This window comes from Methylomonas sp. Uni0011 (assembly GCF_056850255.1).
Genome location: NZ_JBVVNO010000012.1, coordinates 85,052 through 101,450, shown reverse-complemented (window position 1 = coordinate 101,450; position 16,399 = coordinate 85,052). Strand labels below are relative to the sequence as shown.

At 52.4% G+C, this 16,399-nt stretch carries 16 protein-coding genes; 2 read left to right on the top strand and 14 right to left on the bottom strand.

Translation table 11 applies throughout. The features are described from left to right. Positions 1-393: 393 nt before the first annotated feature. From fcl to cutA, 13 genes are all read right to left on the bottom strand, one after another. The gene (fcl, locus tag AC0IM9_RS14210) at positions 394-1,365 is read right to left on the bottom strand and encodes a GDP-L-fucose synthase (protein WP_482804444.1); all 972 of its coding nucleotides are present in this window, start codon (positions 1,363-1,365) and stop codon (positions 394-396) included. Between the two features lie 7 nt (positions 1,366-1,372). Then, entirely contained in the window at positions 1,373-2,494 is a 1,122-nt protein-coding gene (gmd, locus tag AC0IM9_RS14205) for a GDP-mannose 4,6-dehydratase (protein WP_482804443.1), read from the bottom strand. 86 nt (positions 2,495-2,580) lie between these two features. Next, on the bottom strand, positions 2,581-4,188 hold the full coding sequence (xrtD, locus tag AC0IM9_RS14200) for a VPLPA-CTERM-specific exosortase XrtD (RefSeq protein WP_482804442.1): 1,608 nt from the start codon (positions 4,186-4,188) through the stop codon (positions 2,581-2,583). 186 nt (positions 4,189-4,374) lie between these two features. Continuing rightward, positions 4,375-4,902 carry a hypothetical protein gene (locus AC0IM9_RS14195; protein WP_482804448.1) on the bottom strand — a complete coding sequence of 176 codons (528 nt, stop codon included), beginning with the start codon at positions 4,900-4,902 and terminating at the stop codon, positions 4,375-4,377. Positions 4,903-5,097: 195 nt separating this feature from the next. After that, the gene (locus AC0IM9_RS14190; RefSeq protein WP_482804441.1) at positions 5,098-6,294 is read right to left on the bottom strand and encodes a class I SAM-dependent rRNA methyltransferase; all 1,197 of its coding nucleotides are present in this window, start codon (positions 6,292-6,294) and stop codon (positions 5,098-5,100) included. Positions 6,295-6,300: 6 nt separating this feature from the next. After that, positions 6,301-6,939, bottom strand: coding sequence for a zinc-ribbon and DUF3426 domain-containing protein (locus AC0IM9_RS20445; RefSeq protein WP_505331667.1), 639 nt, complete (start codon positions 6,937-6,939; stop codon positions 6,301-6,303). 3 nt (positions 6,940-6,942) lie between these two features. Then, on the bottom strand, positions 6,943-7,827 hold the full coding sequence (gene prmA / locus AC0IM9_RS14175) for a 50S ribosomal protein L11 methyltransferase (RefSeq protein WP_482804440.1): 885 nt from the start codon (positions 7,825-7,827) through the stop codon (positions 6,943-6,945). 57 nt (positions 7,828-7,884) lie between these two features. Continuing rightward, the gene (gene accC, locus AC0IM9_RS14170; protein ID WP_140912175.1) at positions 7,885-9,228 is read right to left on the bottom strand and encodes an acetyl-CoA carboxylase biotin carboxylase subunit; all 1,344 of its coding nucleotides are present in this window, start codon (positions 9,226-9,228) and stop codon (positions 7,885-7,887) included. 20 nt (positions 9,229-9,248) lie between these two features. Beyond that, complete coding sequence (accB, locus tag AC0IM9_RS14165) at positions 9,249-9,692, bottom strand: acetyl-CoA carboxylase biotin carboxyl carrier protein (RefSeq protein ID WP_140912174.1); 444 nt, start codon at positions 9,690-9,692, stop codon at positions 9,249-9,251. Beyond that, complete coding sequence (gene aroQ, locus AC0IM9_RS14160) at positions 9,682-10,143, bottom strand: type II 3-dehydroquinate dehydratase (RefSeq protein ID WP_140912173.1); 462 nt, start codon at positions 10,141-10,143, stop codon at positions 9,682-9,684. The genes accB and aroQ overlap by 11 nt, the downstream gene beginning before the upstream one ends. 114 nt (positions 10,144-10,257) lie before the next feature. Next, positions 10,258-10,671 (bottom strand): TlpA family protein disulfide reductase, encoded by a 414-nt coding sequence (locus AC0IM9_RS14155; protein ID WP_482804439.1) that lies wholly within the window; start codon positions 10,669-10,671, stop codon positions 10,258-10,260. A 113-nt stretch (positions 10,672-10,784) separates the two neighbouring features. Continuing rightward, a complete protein-coding gene (locus AC0IM9_RS14150; RefSeq protein ID WP_482804438.1) occupies positions 10,785-13,010 on the bottom strand; it encodes a protein-disulfide reductase DsbD in 2,226 nt (741 codons plus the stop codon). Beyond that, complete coding sequence (cutA, locus tag AC0IM9_RS14145) at positions 12,992-13,309, bottom strand: divalent-cation tolerance protein CutA (RefSeq protein WP_482804437.1); 318 nt, start codon at positions 13,307-13,309, stop codon at positions 12,992-12,994. Before cutA ends, AC0IM9_RS14150 begins: the two co-directional genes overlap by 19 nt. Positions 13,310-13,379: 70 nt before the next feature. Here cutA and AC0IM9_RS14140 point away from each other — a divergent pair, with 70 nt between their 5' ends. Then, positions 13,380-13,817 (top strand): FxsA family protein, encoded by a 438-nt coding sequence (locus AC0IM9_RS14140; RefSeq protein ID WP_445372909.1) that lies wholly within the window; start codon positions 13,380-13,382, stop codon positions 13,815-13,817. A 51-nt stretch (positions 13,818-13,868) separates the two neighbouring features. Here the strand turns inward: AC0IM9_RS14140 and AC0IM9_RS14135 are convergent, their stop codons facing one another. Beyond that, positions 13,869-14,123, bottom strand: a complete 255-nt coding sequence (locus AC0IM9_RS14135; RefSeq protein ID WP_140912168.1) for a YgaP family membrane protein — start codon at positions 14,121-14,123, stop codon at positions 13,869-13,871. Positions 14,124-14,226: 103 nt separating this feature from the next. Between AC0IM9_RS14135 and uvrD the strand changes: the two genes are divergently transcribed. Further along, on the top strand, positions 14,227-16,389 hold the full coding sequence (uvrD, locus tag AC0IM9_RS14130; protein WP_482804436.1) for a DNA helicase II: 2,163 nt from the start codon (positions 14,227-14,229) through the stop codon (positions 16,387-16,389). The last annotated feature ends 10 nt before the right edge of the window (positions 16,390-16,399 follow it).

Below are 16,399 nucleotides of genomic sequence, written 5' to 3'. Positions count from 1 at the left end.
ACTCGATTACAGAACGTAATTTATAAGCTTAAATTGACGTGGTCTGTACCGATAATTTCTAACAGAAATCGATCGCTACACATACCCACACAAATTATTTCGATTCAGTTTGTTAAAGAGCCAGAGCATTTCGCCCCGTTGAGCCGACATATTCTACAGCAATCAGGAATCGTGTCAACCACTTTTTTCAGCGACTTTCGATTCAAACCCTCCAAATCGAAATCACCAGCTCACCAACCCCAAAACAACAGAGCCAGTAAAGCCACCACCAAACCAGGATCCAACTTTCAATCCCAAAGCCGCCAGCAGTGAAGAGCCGCTCATTCTAGCCATAACTCTCCACTCTGTCAACACTTAACTTAATTTTAGCCGTTAAGGTGCGGCGAGAGACGGCTAATGACTCTTAAAGTGCCCCTGATGAGCCAAAAACCATTTATAGGTACCGCTTAGACCTTCTTCCAAACCAATCTTGGGCTCCCACCCCAAAGACTTCAGTTTGGATACATCCATCAACTTACGCGGCGTACCGTCAGGCTTACTTGTGTTCCAACTAATTTCGCCCTGAAAACCGACGACTCGACCGATAGTCTCTGCCAGTTCTCGAATAGTCACATCCGTACCAGTGCCAACATTCAAATGCGACAACATAGGCTCGGTGCAAGACTTGTATTCCGCCTCGGATAAGCCCATGACGTGTATACAAGCCGCCGCCATATCATCGACGTGTAAAAACTCGCGCATAGCCTTGCCAGTTCCCCACACCTCGACCGTCTGAGCATTGTTTATTTTTGCGTCGTGAAATTTCCTGACCAAGGCCGGAATAACGTGACTGTTCTCCAAATGAAAATTATCATTCTCGCCGTATAGGTTGGTCGGCATGACCGAACGGTAATCAACGCCATATTGGCGGTTGTACGATTCGCACAATTTGATCCCAGCGATTTTGGCAATCGCGTAAGGTTCGTTAGTCGACTCCAGCACTCCCGTTAGCAACGCATCCTCCCGCATAGGCTGCTCCGCAAACTTCGGATATATGCAAGAACTTCCTAAAAACAAAAGCTTACGACAATTCGCCAACCAAGCGGCATGAACGACATTAGCCTCAATCATCAAATTCTGGTATATGAATTCAGCCGGATACTCGTTGTTGGCATGAATACCGCCAACCTTGGCGGCAGCCAATACCACCCAATCGGGTTTCTCGGACGCCAAAAACTCGCGAACAGCGGCTTGATCAGTCAAATCCAATTCCGCATGGGTTCGAACCACAATATTCTGATAGCCGGCATCCGATAACTGGCGATATATGGCCGATCCAACCATACCGCGATGACCTGCCAGATAAATTTTCGAATTTTTATCCATTACAAACTTACTCCCTACTGACGGCTACACTATACCCTTGCTTTTTGAGTAAGGCATGCTTCTGCGCCTGCTCCAGATCATACGCCACCATTTCCGCGACCATTTCTTGCAGCGTAATTTGCGGCACCCAGCCCAACTTGTTTTTGGCGTTAGCTGGATCGCCCAACAAGGTTTCAACTTCTGCCGGTCTGAAATAACGGGGATCAATCGCCACGATGTTTTGGCCGACCGTCATTGCCGGGGCTTTGTCGCCGGTAATAGTCTCGACAAACCCTTTTTCGCTAACGCCTTTACCCTCCCAGCGAATGGTTACCCCTAATTCTTTAGCTGACATTTCGATGAATTGTCGCACCGAATATTGCACGCCGGTAGCGATTACAAAATCTTCCGGCTGTTCCTGCTGCAGCATCATCCACTGCATCCGCACATAGTCCTTAGCATGCCCCCAGTCACGCAGAGAGTCCATATTGCCCATGTACAAACATTGATCCAAACCAATGGCTATATTGCTAAGCCCTCGGGTAATTTTCCGAGTTACAAACGTTTCGCCACGACGTGGCGACTCATGATTGAACAGGATACCGTTGCAAGCATACATACCATAGGCTTCGCGGTAATTGACAGTAATCCAGTAAGCATACAGCTTAGCCACCGCATAGGGCGAACGAGGATAAAACGGCGTCGTTTCTCTCTGCGGGATTTCTTGGACCAAGCCATATAACTCGGAAGTCGATGCCTGGTAAAACCGAGTAGTTTTCTCCAATCCCAAAAATCGAATCGCTTCCAACAACCTCAGGGTACCTATTGCATCGACGTCGGCCGTATATTCGGGAGACTCGAACGATACAGCAACATGGCTCATCGCCCCCAAGTTGTAGACTTCGTCGGGACGGATCTCGCTGAGAATCCGCGTCAAATTCGAAGTATCGGTTAAGTCGCCATAATGCAAAAAAAACTTCGGATCCCTGATATGAGGATCTTGGTAAATATGATCGACGCGCTCAGTGTTAAAAAGCGAAGACCGTCGCTTGATACCGTGCACCTCATAACCCTTTTCCAATAAAAACTCAGCCAGATACGACCCGTCCTGGCCGGTAATTCCGGTAATCAACGCTTTTTTAGTACTCACTTAAAGCTCCTTTTCTGTAGGACAACATTCGAAAAATCCAATTTAGACTCAGCCACTTTAGAACCGACGCGGCTGTTCTTGCTCAATCAACCTGAAGTAGAAACATCTGTAGCTGGAACTATCGTTTTCCCAGGCAAATAATTTCCTAACTCAGGTAATAAATCGCGCAAAAAACTTTGCAAGCGACTGTCGGCCAACGCTATGTCTTCAGCCTTATTCACCGGAGTGACTAATCTTACCAACGCCCCGTCCGTCCGATTCATCATAATAGCATCGTAAAACAAATACCATTTGACCATGTATTCGTTAGTTATCGTTCTACCCCGTTGTTGAAACCAGAAATACACCAATTGGCGACTGTCGCCTTTTTGAATAACAGCCCGGTTCAATTCAAGCGAATGGCCGTCCAAGGCAAATTCAGGAAACTCTTTCTGACTGTAGCTAATAATTTGCCAACCGTCGCCCGGGATACAACTGCGCGGCGAATGCACCGCAGCGCCTTTACGCTGAGACTGATAGTAAGCGCTGTAAAAATTGACGCTGTTTTGGGTACCCAATTGGTTGAAATTAATAATCACATAGTCGGTCAACTTCAACTCGTTCAAATAGAACTGGCTTAAATAATCGTTGCGGCCCTGCCAATCGCCTAGCGTAGTCGGAAAATTTAAGAACGCTTTGCGCTGCGGAATTACATCTTCCCTACCTTTGGACATTTCCGCGACACTGGCTCCGGTAACAAGCAATATTGCAACTACAAATACCGACCGATTCAATTGCCCGACGGAAGAGCCAATGACCGGAGCCTTCCCCCATTCCGCGGGGATCTGCACCAATTCACCAAATGCCAGCTTTCTGCCGCTGATCCGACTAAAAATCCACATCTCGATGAACAACAGCACCATGCACAACAGAAATACAGCCCAACCTTCAAAATCGTGCAAAAAGCCTTCCGCCATCTCAGTACCCCAATTATCGACCAACACACCAATCACGCCGATACGAAAACTGTTCATGAGGATAGTCAACGGCATGGCCGACAAAAAAATCAGCAGCTTCTGCCAAAACGGCCCTTTAAACAGATAGGCGCACAAGAACGCCAAACTGGCCAGGGGGAACAGATAGCGCAAACCACTACAGGCATCAACCACTTGCAACTTATAATTGCCCAAGTCGATCACGTTACCTTCAAGGTACACCATGATGTCACAAGCCCGAATAAATTCAACACCGAGCCAAGAGGATATTAGCTGCAATTTTGATGACAAATTATTCAGAATAAATGCCGGGAAAGGCACCATAAAAACCAAAAACAATAAAGGTACAGAGGCAGTCTTTAACCCTGTTAGACCGAATGCACACACAAACATGCCGGTCAATACAATCAAGAACGCGTATTGCTCCATCGTCTTGATTGTCGCCAGACCACCCAATATAAAAATCAGTAGGCCCAAAACAATCACAGCCAACCCGGGCGTCGATTCTCTGAAGTTTTGTGCCAAGCTCAGCTCGCTACGCCGCATCCAGATCAGATAAACCGTGATACACGGAATGAAGAAACCGTGGCTATACTCCTCAACGTTAGTCCAGGTGTTAACCATTTCGGCCAAGCTGTCGCGAAAGACCAAACACAGCAGCAAAAAAGCCGCCCCCCAACAAGACCACACAACGGCCGCTCTAGTATTCTCTGTATTCATTCCGTGTCGACAATAAGAATTGGTTTTTAGACTCTGTAGGTTATGAGAGTTTGCGGCTAATGAATTTAACCAGCCTTCTCAACCACCCATCCCGGTCAAGTGCCGAAAAACTATATAACTCCAGCACCAGACCGATCCGCCATTATCCCTGGGCCGGATTAAGGCACTATGACAATCGCGGAACCACTAGGCATCCGGGTCGGCGGTAAAAATCGGATTGCTTTTATCCTCTTCATGCAACTTGGCCTTCTCTTCCGGGTAAATGTGCCAAAAAGACTGATCAATAGCACCTTGGGTGTAGCTGTTCTTACGATCATGGGTAAAAGGGCACCACCAATTTTCCACCACTTTCACCATGTAGGCATGCCATTCAAACAAACCCACGCTGTAAGGGCAATACCAAGTGCAATTTAAAATCCAAAATAGCTTGGACTGCGACATACTCAACTTGAACGAGCCGTCCATCGTAATCTGGCTTTTCAGATCATAGCGATGACTCGATCTGGCCGGCAAGAAATCACCCCAGGTTTTGACATTTTGCGCACCGACCAATTTCAGACTGAAGTAGGTGAGATAAGCGCTGCTAATGACAAAAGGCAAAGTCAGAATCGGCAAGTAAATAAACAACAAACCGACGGCCCTGGACCACACCGGCATCTGTTTATGATGGCAACCGATATTGACGCGGTCTGTACACGATTCGCAGGCTTTTATGCCCCCTTGGGTAGTCATGTTTGTTTCTCCTCTGTTGTCGTTATTATTATTTGCTCGGCATTGAGCAATTGAAAAATGCTGCGACAGCCCTCGCAGCAGAATTTTTTCGGCCCTTGCACGGTATTCAACTTGAATCCGCCAATCAACACCGGCTGCCCACACAGATCGCAGCCCGACTTCTGCGCCGGCATCTGGTCAGATACGTGCGCTAACCGCGCAAAAGAACGCTTTCAAATATTCGGTTTCGGCCATCGCCGGATGTATCGGATGGTCCGGGCCTTGGCCACCGGCGGCAAAAAACACCAAATGCCGATCAATATGCCGTGCCGACGATCGCAAAATTTCTTGCAGATTTTCCCGACTCAAATGGTGAGAACAAGACGCCGAAACCAAAATACCGCTGCCGGACAAGACCTGTAACGCCAAATGGTTCAAGCGTCGATAAGCTTCATAACCGGATTTAAAATCTTTCTTGCGTTTTATCAAGGCCGGCGGATCCAATATGATGACGTCGAACTGTTCGCGTTGCTCTCGAGCCTGCTTTAAAAACTCAAACACATCGCTGCGCACAAAACGCATTTTACCGGCGACACCGTTTAACTCGGCGCTGGCTTCGGCCAGTTTCAACGCGCTTTCAGAACTATCGACGCAACAGACTTCGGCCGCCCCGCCCATTGCTGCCGGAATGCCCCAGGCCCCGGCGTAACTGAACAAATCCAGCACCCGCATGCCGCCCACCAACTTTGCCAGCCGGGCACGGTTCTCCCGGTGATCGTAAAACCAGCCCGTCTTTTGACCCTCGGCAACATTCACCAAAAATCGGGAACCGTTTTCCTCGACCACCAAATGCTCCGGCAATTCCCCAAAAACCAACTCCGGCACCAGAGACAAGTTTTCAAGCTGGCGTTGGCCGGTATCATTTTTCAACAGTACCGCTGTCGGTTCAGCCAACTCGCATAAAACCTTGACCACTAAATCCTTGTGCCGCTCCATGCCGGCCGTGGTGATTTGCACCGACAATACCGAGCCGAACCGGTCCACCACCAAACCAGGCAGCCCATCGCTTTCGCCGAACACCCAGCGGTAAAACGGTTTGTCGAACAAACGCTGACGCAGATTCAGCGCCTGGCTCAGCCGCGATTTGAAAAAACTCTCGCCAATTTTCAGATTGCTTTTACGAGTCAACAACCGCATGCAAATCAAAGCATTGGGATTGACATAGGCTAGTCCGATCGGCTTAGCCTCGACATCGCATACGGTAGCCAAGTCGCCCGGACTAAATTGCTCCAGCGGTGAACGCCGGCAATCGACTTCATTGCTGAACACCCATAAATGGCCTTGGCGCAAACGTTTGTCTTCGTTCTTTTTCAGAAACAGTTCGGGATAACTCATGCGTATTTACGATAACTTAAAAACATAACCGCCCACCTGAGCCGCAGGTGCGGCGATATGCAATCGAATCGGCAATGTCTGGTCCGGCTTTAGCGCAGCGACACCGGCCAGTTGCGACAATGAAAAAGCCCGCTCCGCAATCGCTTGGCCGTTAAAGCCGAGCAGAGTCAACCTTAACATCGTACCTTCCTGCGACAAAACGGCATGATTGGTGATTGCCGCGCTGAAAACGTAACTATTGTCGGCTTGGCGCTGTAAATCGGTATGCGATACCGATAACTCAAGGTCATTGTTATAACCGGGAGGTCGGCAACCGACCATTCCGCACAAGCGCTGCCAATTCGCGGCAACGGTAGGCAAGCGGTAGAGTTTTTCGCCTTCAAAATAAAAAACTTGAGCGAGCAATACAGCTAATGCCATCGCGCCAGCCCATCGCCAGCCCTTGAAACTTGACTGTCCTGGTTTCGTAACGATCCCATTTGGCTCTCTAGAACAATCCGACGCTTCGCTGCCGTCCTCGCTTAACTCTGCCAGACCGTCGAAACGCTGACCGCAACTCGAGCAGGTGAACAATCCTCGCTGCCGACGCAATTGCCCGACCGTTACGGCTTGTGGTGCTTGGCAATTCGGACAGAGGGTGAACATTCGTCAACCAGGCTTGCAAACATCTAGCCGACACCAATCTTCACGACGCACCGGTTCGGCAACCGACAAACCGAGCGCGCGGTAGGCGTCGGCCACCACTTCGGCCTGTTCGTCCAAAATCCCCGATAACACCAGTTGGCCGCCGGGTTTGACCAATTCGGCGATCACAGGCGCCAATTCGACTAACGGTTTGGCCAGAATATTGGCGAGCACCACATCCGCGGCAAACGCCGAGAACTGTTCCGGCAGATAATAACTGATCCGGTCTTGCACCCCGTTCTTCTCGGCATTGTAACGGCTGGCAGTCAAGGCCTGCGGATCGATATCGATGGCGTGCGCGTATCCGGCGCCCAATAACAAGCCCGCCACCGCCAATATGCCGGAACCGCAACCAAAATCGATCAAGACTTTGCCGTTAGATTCGTGACTAGCCAGCCATTCCAGGCACAAGGCCGTGGTCGGGTGGGTTCCGGTCCCGAAAGCCAACCCCGGGTCCAAGGTCATGCACACCGTATCCGGCTCCGCTCTCTCCTGCCCACTAGGACAAATCCAAAGCTTGCCGCCGAACTTCATCGGCTGAAAATGCTCCATCCACGCCCTTTCCCAAGCCTGATCCTGCAACACTTCCGCCGACCACTCCTGCAAAGGTTGACCGATGAATTGATTGAACAACAGTGACTGCACGATATCCGGATCCGAGTCCAATTCGAACAGTGCCGTCACCCGCGTGCGGCTCCAAACTTTGGTTTGGTCGATAGCCGGTTCGTAAACCGGCTCGTCTTCCGCATCGCTATAGGTTACCGAAACCGCTCCCAATTCGGAAAAGAAGTCCGAGATTTCCGGAGCGGTGGTTTCGTCGGTTACGACCGAAAGCTGATGCCATGCCATAAACAAGCCCTGACTGGAGAATTAAACGGCGTACGCTTTGCCTTGGCCATTTACGGCTTAGTGGATGCCCAGTTTCTTTTCCAAATAATGGATATTTTGTCCGCCCTGAGCAAATGCCGCATCTGCCATGATGCTTTGCTGTAGCGGAATATTGGTTTTGATGCCGTCGATCACCATTTCGCTCAGCGCCGTCTTCATCCGGGCAATTGCGCTGGCTCGATCATCGCCGTGCGCGATCAGTTTACCGATCATCGAGTCGTAATACGGCGGTACCCGATAGCCGTTATAAATATGGGTCTCGCAACGAATGCCAGGACCGCCCGGCATATGGAATTGCTCGATCAGGCCCGGACTCGGCATAAAGGTTTTCGGATCTTCGGCGTTCAAGCGACACTCAATGGCATGGCCGGTGAACGTAACCTGCTCCTGAGTGATAGACAAAGGTTCGCCGGCGGCAATTCGCAACTGCTCCTTGACGATGTCGAAACCGGTAATCATCTCGGTGACCGGATGTTCGACCTGGACCCTGGTATTCATCTCGATGAAATAAAATTGGCCTTTTTCGTACAGAAACTCGAAAGTTCCGGCCCCCAAATAACCGATTTCCCGGCAAGCCTTGGCACAACGTTCCCCCATCAACTGACGCTGTTCCTCGGTGATGCCCGGCGCCGGTGCTTCTTCGACCACCTTTTGGTGACGGCGCTGCATCGAGCAATCGCGTTCGCCCAAATGGATGGCATTGCCGTGCGAATCGGCCAGCACTTGAAACTCGATATGGCGCGGATCCTCCAAAAACTTCTCCATATACACCGTACTGTTGCCAAATGCGGTACCGGCTTCAGCCTTGGTCATTGCTATCGCGTTCAACAAGGTGCTTTCGGTATGCACTGTACGCATGCCCCGGCCGCCGCCGCCGCCCGCAGCCTTGATAATCACCGGATAACCGATTTCCCGCGCCATTTTTAGGTTGGTTTCGTCGTCGTCGCCCAATGGGTCGCCGTTACCGGGAACGCATGGAATACCGGCCGCTTGCATCGCTTTCTTCGCAGAGATTTTATCGCCCATCATCCGAATGGTATCCGGCTTGGGCCCGATAAATACAAATCCGCTCTGACTGACTTTTTCCGAAAAATCGGCATTTTCCGACAGAAAACCGTACCCAGGATGAATCGCCTCGGCATCGGTAACTTCGGCAGCACTGATGATGGCCGGGATGTTCAGATAGCTGCCGGAAGAAGCCGCCGGGCCGATGCAAACCGCTTCGTCGGCCAGACGCACATGCTTCAGGTCGCGGTCCGCTTCGGAATAGACCGCCACAGTTTTAATACCCAACTCGCGGCAAGCCCGCAAAATGCGCAATGCAATCTCGCCACGATTGGCGATAACAATTTTTTCAAACATAAGCCAAGCCTCGAAACAGGTTATTCGATAATGAATAGAGGCTGGCCGTATTCGACCGGATGACCATTCTCCACCAGAATCTGCTTAACCTTGCCGCTTTTGTCGGCTTCGATCTGATTTAGAATTTTCATCGCTTCAATGATACACAAGGTCTGACCAACGCTAACGCTTTGACCGACTTCGACAAACGCAGCCGATCCGGGCGAAGCGGAACGGTAGAACGTTCCGACCATCGGCGATTTGACGGCGTGGCCGCTGATTTTCTCTTCCGCCGGAGCCGCAGCGGGCGCTGCCGCTGCAGGAGCCGGTGCAGCCGCTACCGGCGCAGGAGCTGCATATTGCATCGGCGCAGCCGCGGAGTAGCGGCTGATGCGTACCGACTCTTCGCCTTCGCTAATTTCTATCTCAGCAATATCGGATTCTTCGATAAGATCGATTAATTTTTTTATTTTTCTAATATCCATCGTTCTGAGTTCTCTCTTGTAATAACTGATGAGCGGCTTGAACAGCCAATTCGTAACCGGTAGCCCCTAATCCGCAGATAACGCCGACGGCGATATCCGAAAAATAAGAATGTCTTCTGAAAGGCTCACGGGCATGCACGTTCGATAAATGAACTTCTATGAATGCAATCTTGGTAGCCAGCAGGGCATCGCGAATCGCCACGCTGGTATGGGTAAACGCAGCAGGATTGATGATGATGAAATCGACACCTTGCCGGTAAGCTTGATGAATCTGTTCGACGATTTCGTGTTCGGCGTTGCTCTGCCAAAAACTCAGCTGATGCCCCAACGACCGCGCCAAACTCTCAACGCTGCCTTGGATATCCTGCAAAGTTTTGCTGCCGTATAACCCCGGTTCCCGAACGCCTAACATATTCAAATTGGGTCCGTTCAGAACGGTAAGGATCGCCATGAAAATATCGAACAAGAAAGAATCAAATAAAGCGAAATTCTGCCTAATTCGCAGGTTTTTGTCCAGATAAACCGCTTTCTAGCTGTCTAAGCAACGCTTTCCCTGTATTTGGCGTTAATTAGGCGGCAGTAGCGGCTCAATCACTTCCAGGATTTTTTCCCTGGACAATTCGCCTAATTGGCGGTGCACGATTTTGCCTTGCGGATCGACAATCACGGTAAACGGCACGGTATTGATCAAGTTACCCAAGCGCTGCGCCAACATCGCCGCGTCCTCGCCGCCGATCAGCAGCGGATAATTGACCTTCACCCGACTCTGGTAGTCCAACACCGGCTGCTTATCTTCCAGGGCAATACCGACAAATTGCACGCCGCGATCTTGATATTCGGCCTGCAATTTAACGAATTCGGGGATCTCCTTCAAACAGGGAGGACACCAGGTCGCCCAAAAATTGACTAGCAAAATCTTACCGCGCCATTGCGCTATCGACTGCGGCACGTCCTGCAAATCCGGCAGACTAAAATTCAACTCCGGTCCGGGCTCGGTTGTTGCAGGCGGGGTTTGGTCCCGGTACCCGTAAAAAGCGATACCCGCGACGACGGCTATTAACGCAACCAAACAAAAAACCAGTATTTTCCGCTTCATAATTGCTGCAAAGTGTTCAAAAAAGTGGCGGCATCCTGATAGCCGATCACGCGCATGCCGCTACGCTCATGGCCATCTGCGCCGAAGAAGATAATGCCGGGCGGCCCGATCAGATCGAAGCGTTTCAACAAGGCCTGGTCCGCTTCGTTGTTGGCTGTGACATCGGCCTGCAACAATACGGTATTGGCCAAGCGTTGTTTTACGCGCGGATCGGTGAAGGTATAAGCCTCCATCTCTTTACAGGACACGCACCACTCCGCATAAAAATCCAACATCACGCTACGGCCGCTGGCAGCGGCTTGGTGTATCCGCTGCTCGAGTTCCGGCAGGTTCGCCACTCGCTCAAAGCGCAGCCCCTCCGGTTCGGACTTCGAGCCACCACCGCCAGCCAAGCCTTGCAGCGGCTGCAATGGATTGGAATTGCCGGCGCTCAAGCCGATCAGTTGTAAAATGCCGAACACCAGCATGACCAACCCCAGGCCTTTCCATAACTTGCGCCAACCGCCGGCGGCTTCCGGCAATGGCTCAATCGCGCCAAGATAGATAGCCGGAATCACCAACAGCAAAGCCCACAACAGCATCGCCACGGAGGCCGGCAAAATACGCGACAGCATCCAGACCGCCACCGCCAACATCACCACACCGAACACGGCCTTGGTCGAATTCAGCCAACTGCCGGATTTAGGTAACAACTTGCCCGCCGACGCACCGAGCAACAACAACGGCGCCCCCATGCCCAAGCCCATCGCGAACAGGGCCGCTCCGCCCAGCACCGCATCGCCGGTCTGGCCGATGTAAATCAATGCCGCTGCCAACGGCGCCGCCACACACGGCCCGACGATCAGCGACGACAAAGCGCCCATGATTGCCGCCCCCCAATAAGAACCGTCTCGATGGCGATCGCTAGAGCGATGCAGCATGGTTTGAATCGACTTGGGCACTTCCAAATTGTAAAAACCGAACATCGACAAGGCCAGCAACACGAACAAGCCGGAGAAGGTCGCAATCACCCAGGGCTCTTGAAACGTTGCCTGCAAATTACTGCCGAACAGCGCGGCCAGAATGCCGAATGCGGTGTACATCAACGCCGAGGCCAAGACGTAACTCAAAGACAACAAAAACCCTTTGCGGACGCTGACCTGATGGCCGTGGCCAACGATAATCCCGGACAAAATCGGGATCATCGGAAACACGCACGGGGTAAAAGCCAGCAGTAAACCGAAGCCGAAAAAGCTGAGCAAGGTTAACGCCAGACTGTCGTGGCGCAAAGCATTGACGATCCGGTCTTGCTCCGACTCCCGCGGGTTGGCTGCCGCCGGTTCAACCGGTAACGAACCCGCCTCCGGCAAATCCAGGCTGACCGTCTGCTGCATCGGTGGATAACACACGCCGCGGTCGGCGCAGCCCTGAAATTTTGCCAGCAATTGGACGGTTTCGGCCGCCGATTGGCCGCGTATTAACGGCACATCGACATTAACCTGGTTACGGTAGATCTGCACTTGGCCGAATTCGGCATCGTGGTAGGCATCGCCTTCAGGCAGCGGGAGTTTGCCCAATTGCGCCGTCGTCGGCACCTGTAGCGCCAACGACAATTTGTCCTTGTACAGGTAATAACCGTCCGCAATCAGCCACGAGGCCTGCAGGGTATGCCCATCCTTGACGCTGGCAAAAAACCGGAAGGCTTGTTCGGCCGGCAACAAGTCTGCGGAAAATACATTGGCCGTCAAACCTTTCAAGCCCTTGACGAATTGTTGCACCGTTTCACCGCCGACGACCGCCGCCGTTGGCGCTGCCGGCAAACCGATATCCAGCACCACTTTTTGCGGCGGGTAACAAACGCCGGCGTCGGCACAGCCTTGATACTTCACCAGCAGTTTGAGCTGAGGCAAACCCTTGTCGTTTACCAGCGGCAACCCTACCTGAAACGAATTGCGGTAGACCACGACATCGCCCAAGCTGGGATCGTGTTCGCTAGCACCTTCGGGCATTTGCGCCTGACCCAGCACGATGCCCTCGGTCTGCGACTGAAACTTGGTCTTGTCCCGGTAAAGGTGGTAACCGTCGGCGATCTGCCAGTTAAGCTCGACACTATTGCCGCTTTGAGCGCTTGCGCTTAACTTAAACGCCTGCTCCGCCGGCAAAAAATCCTGGCTGTCTTCAGCCGCGACCAGCGATGACAACGCGACTAAAACCCAGAAAAAAATCAAACGCCAATCAAACATGAATTTATCCATTGCAAATAATCCTGAGACCCGCGTTCAATGTCGAGCGCGATGATTTCCGGAACTTCATAGGGGTGGAGTTTTGTCACGGCAGATTCGATCGCCGGATAACGGTCCTGCCGACTCTTGATCAGCAGCAAATGTTCCTGAGCGGTTTCTATTTGGCCTTGCCATTGGTAAACCGAACGGACGCCGGGCACGATGTTGACGCAAGCCGCCAGCTTTTCGGCGATGAGCGCATGCGCCAAATTTTCGGCGCAATCCGCATCGGGACAGGTACAGAGTATCAATTGGTACATCGCGATATTATCCTGGAATTTCTACTGGGATGCTCTTAGTATTAGCCGCTTTTTTCCCGGCCAGCTCACCATGAAAATCATGCACGCCCTGTTTCTGACTTTTCTGATCGTACCGTTTGTGGAGATTTACCTGTTGTTGCAGGTCGGTAGCGTCATAGGCACCTTTCCGACCGTGCTTTTGGTGGTGTTGACCGCGACCCTGGGAGCATGGCTATTACGGCAACAGGGCTTTGCAACCTGGAACCGGTTCCAGAACGGTTTGAGACAAGGAGAAATTCCGGCTTATGAAATGGTGGAGGGCCCGGTCTTGTTGGTCGGTGGGGCCTTATTACTGACGCCGGGATTCTTTACCGACTTATGCGGCTTCGCCTGCTTGATTCCGGCGGTCCGGCGAAAAATAGCCGATTATCTGATCGAGCGGCATTTATCCACCACCCAGGCTGGTTCGATATTCCGACACACTACCCGCGACCGGTCTGTGATTGACGGCGAATACGAGAAACACTAAAAATGACAGCAGCCTGAATTCGCGCTATCGCGAATTCAGGCTGCCCCGCATTTACTGGCCGTTGTCGGTGCTGGCATCGGTGGCGGCAAAACCGCCGCTCAGCGTGTTTTTTCCAAAACCTGAATACGCCGGGCACCAGCCGGAGTAGCTGGTGGCGACCAACACCAAACCGACCAGCAGCATTAACACGCTGGCGGTAAACAAAGACACGCTCAGCAAAACCACTCCTGAAACCATGCGCACTTTTTTGTCTTTATCGCCGATATTGTGCTCAAACTTGACCAAACGTTTATAATCGAAGCTCATTTCCAATCCTCTCTGTGTTGTATTTATTTAGTCCTGACGCAAGGCTCTCCCTTTAAAGGCAAGCAAATATACACAGCTCCCCGAAATCTGCAAGCTATAAAAAATGGATGTCTCTTCTATCATTGCTCCGTTGAACGACCAGCAACGTCTGGCCGTTTCGGCCCCTTCCCAAGCCATGCTGGTGCTGGCCGGCGCCGGTAGCGGCAAAACCCGGGTGCTGGTACACCGCATCGCCTGGCATATCAAGATCAACCACGTCTCGCCCTACCACATCCTGGCGGTAACCTTTACCAACAAGGCCGCCAACGAGATGCGCGGCCGGATCGAGGATTTGCTGAACACCTCTGCCCGCTCGATGTGGATCGGCACTTTTCACGGCCTGGCCCACCGATTGCTCAGGCAACATGCCAAGCAAGCCAAACTGCCGGAAACGTTTCAAGTGATGGACAGCGACGACCAATTGCGCATCGTCAAACGCCTGATCAAGAATCTGAACCTGGACGACAGCAAATGGCCGCCGAAACAAGCGCAATGGTTCATCAATGGGCAAAAGGACGAAGGCATCCGCGCCCGCCACATGCAGGACAGCGGCGATTTTTACCTGCGGCAGATGCGCCAGATCTATTTGGCTTACGAGGAATTGTGCGATCGCTCGGGCTTGGTCGATTTCGCCGAACTGCTGCTGCGCGCCCACGAACTGCTGCGCGACAATGCCGATTTATTGAGCTTTTACCGCGAGCGGTTCCAGCAAGTCCACGTCGACGAGTTTCAGGACACCAACACCATCCAATACGCCTGGCTGCGGCTGTTGACCGAAGGCAACAACAACCTGTTCGTGGTCGGCGACGACGATCAATCGATTTACGGCTGGCGCGGCGCCAAAATCGAAAATATCTACGCCTTCCAAAAACACTATCCGCAACATGGCGTGATCCGCCTGGAACAGAACTACCGCTCCAGCGGCCACATTCTGAAAGCCGCCAACACGCTGATCGCCAACAACGACAACCGGATGGGCAAGGAATTGTGGACCGATGCCGGCGACGGCCACGCTCTGGCCTTGTACTCTGCGTTCAACGAACAGGACGAAGCCTATTTCGTCGTCGAAAAAATCCGGCAATGGGTGCGCGAGGGCGGCCTACGCAGCGAAACGGCGATTTTGTACCGCTCCAACGCCCAATCCCGCCAGTTCGAAGAACGTTTGATGACCACCGCCACCCCATACCGGGTTTACGGCGGCCTGCGCTTTTTCGAACGGATGGAGATCAAGAACGCCCTCGCCTATCTGCGTTTGTCCAGTAACCCGCACGACGACGCCTCGTTCGAACGGGTCGTCAATACGCCGACCCGCGGCATCGGCGCCAAAACCCTGGACGACATGCGACTCCTGGCCCGCGAAAAGCAATTGTCCTTGTGGCAGGCGGCGCAGGCCATGCTGGAACAAAACCAGTTGCCGGCCCGCGCTGCCAACGCGCTGCGCGGCTTCATGAATCTGGTGCTTGAGCTGGCCCGGGCTACTCAGGATTGGAGTCTGCACGAAACCGTCAAACATATCGTCGAAACCAGCGGCCTGATCGAACTGTATAAAAAGGAAAAGCAGGATAAAGGCGAAGCCCGGGTGGAAAACCTGGAAGAGTTGGTCAACGCCGCCCGATTGTTCGACTATGATCGCGAGAATGCGGAAAACCTGTCTGAGCTGGACATGTTTCTGGCCCACGCCGCGCTGGAAGCCGGCGAAATGCAAGGCGAAGCCGACGAAGATTGCGTGCAGTTGATGACGCTGCATTCCGCCAAGGGCCTGGAGTTCAAGCTGGTGTTTCTGGTCGGCATGGAAGAAGGCCTGTTTCCGTCGCAACAGGCACTGGACGATCCCGGCCGGTTACAGGAAGAACGCCGGCTATGCTATGTCGGCATCACCCGCGCCATGCAACAACTGTATTTGACCCACGCCGAATCGCGCCGGCTATACGGCAAAGACAGCTATCCGCGGGCCTCGCGCTTTTTGCGCGAACTGCCGCAGGAATCGATACAGGAAATCCGCTTGCGCGCCAACGTCACCCGCCCTGCCGCCGCTGCACCGTCGGCGTCCGCCACTCTGGGCGGCAGCAGCTTCAAACTCGGCCAAACCGTCCGCCACGAGAAATTCGGTGAAGGCGTCGTACTGCAAACCGAAGGCGAAGGCGATCAAGAGCGGGTACAAATCAATTTCCGCAACGCCGGCTTGAAGTGGCTGATGTTGGCTTATGCCAAATTAGACAGGCTATAAGCGAATTTTG

What these genes read in the sequence shown, in the direction of transcription:
- fcl (WP_482804444.1), bottom strand. Translation starts at nt 1,365, where the DNA reads ATGGATAAAAATTCGAAAATTTATCTGGCAGGTCATCGCGGTATGGTT.
- prmA (WP_482804440.1), bottom strand. Translation starts at nt 7,827, where the DNA reads ATGGCATGGCATCAGCTTTCGGTCGTAACCGACGAAACCACCGCTCCG.
- cutA (WP_482804437.1), bottom strand. Translation starts at nt 13,309, where the DNA reads ATGTACCAATTGATACTCTGTACCTGTCCCGATGCGGATTGCGCCGAA.
- AC0IM9_RS14140 (WP_445372909.1), top strand. Translation starts at nt 13,380, where the DNA reads ATGAAAATCATGCACGCCCTGTTTCTGACTTTTCTGATCGTACCGTTT.
- AC0IM9_RS14190 (WP_482804441.1), bottom strand. Translation starts at nt 6,294, where the DNA reads ATGAGTTATCCCGAACTGTTTCTGAAAAAGAACGAAGACAAACGTTTG.
- aroQ (WP_140912173.1), bottom strand. Translation starts at nt 10,143, where the DNA reads ATGGCGATCCTTACCGTTCTGAACGGACCCAATTTGAATATGTTAGGC.
- AC0IM9_RS14150 (WP_482804438.1), bottom strand. Translation starts at nt 13,010, where the DNA reads ATGTTTGATTGGCGTTTGATTTTTTTCTGGGTTTTAGTCGCGTTGTCA.
- accB (WP_140912174.1), bottom strand. Translation starts at nt 9,692, where the DNA reads ATGGATATTAGAAAAATAAAAAAATTAATCGATCTTATCGAAGAATCC.
- AC0IM9_RS14135 (WP_140912168.1), bottom strand. Translation starts at nt 14,123, where the DNA reads ATGAGCTTCGATTATAAACGTTTGGTCAAGTTTGAGCACAATATCGGC.
- accC (WP_140912175.1), bottom strand. Translation starts at nt 9,228, where the DNA reads ATGTTTGAAAAAATTGTTATCGCCAATCGTGGCGAGATTGCATTGCGC.
- uvrD (WP_482804436.1), top strand. Translation starts at nt 14,227, where the DNA reads ATGGATGTCTCTTCTATCATTGCTCCGTTGAACGACCAGCAACGTCTG.
- AC0IM9_RS20445 (WP_505331667.1), bottom strand. Translation starts at nt 6,939, where the DNA reads ATGTTCACCCTCTGTCCGAATTGCCAAGCACCACAAGCCGTAACGGTC.
- xrtD (WP_482804442.1), bottom strand. Translation starts at nt 4,188, where the DNA reads ATGAATACAGAGAATACTAGAGCGGCCGTTGTGTGGTCTTGTTGGGGG.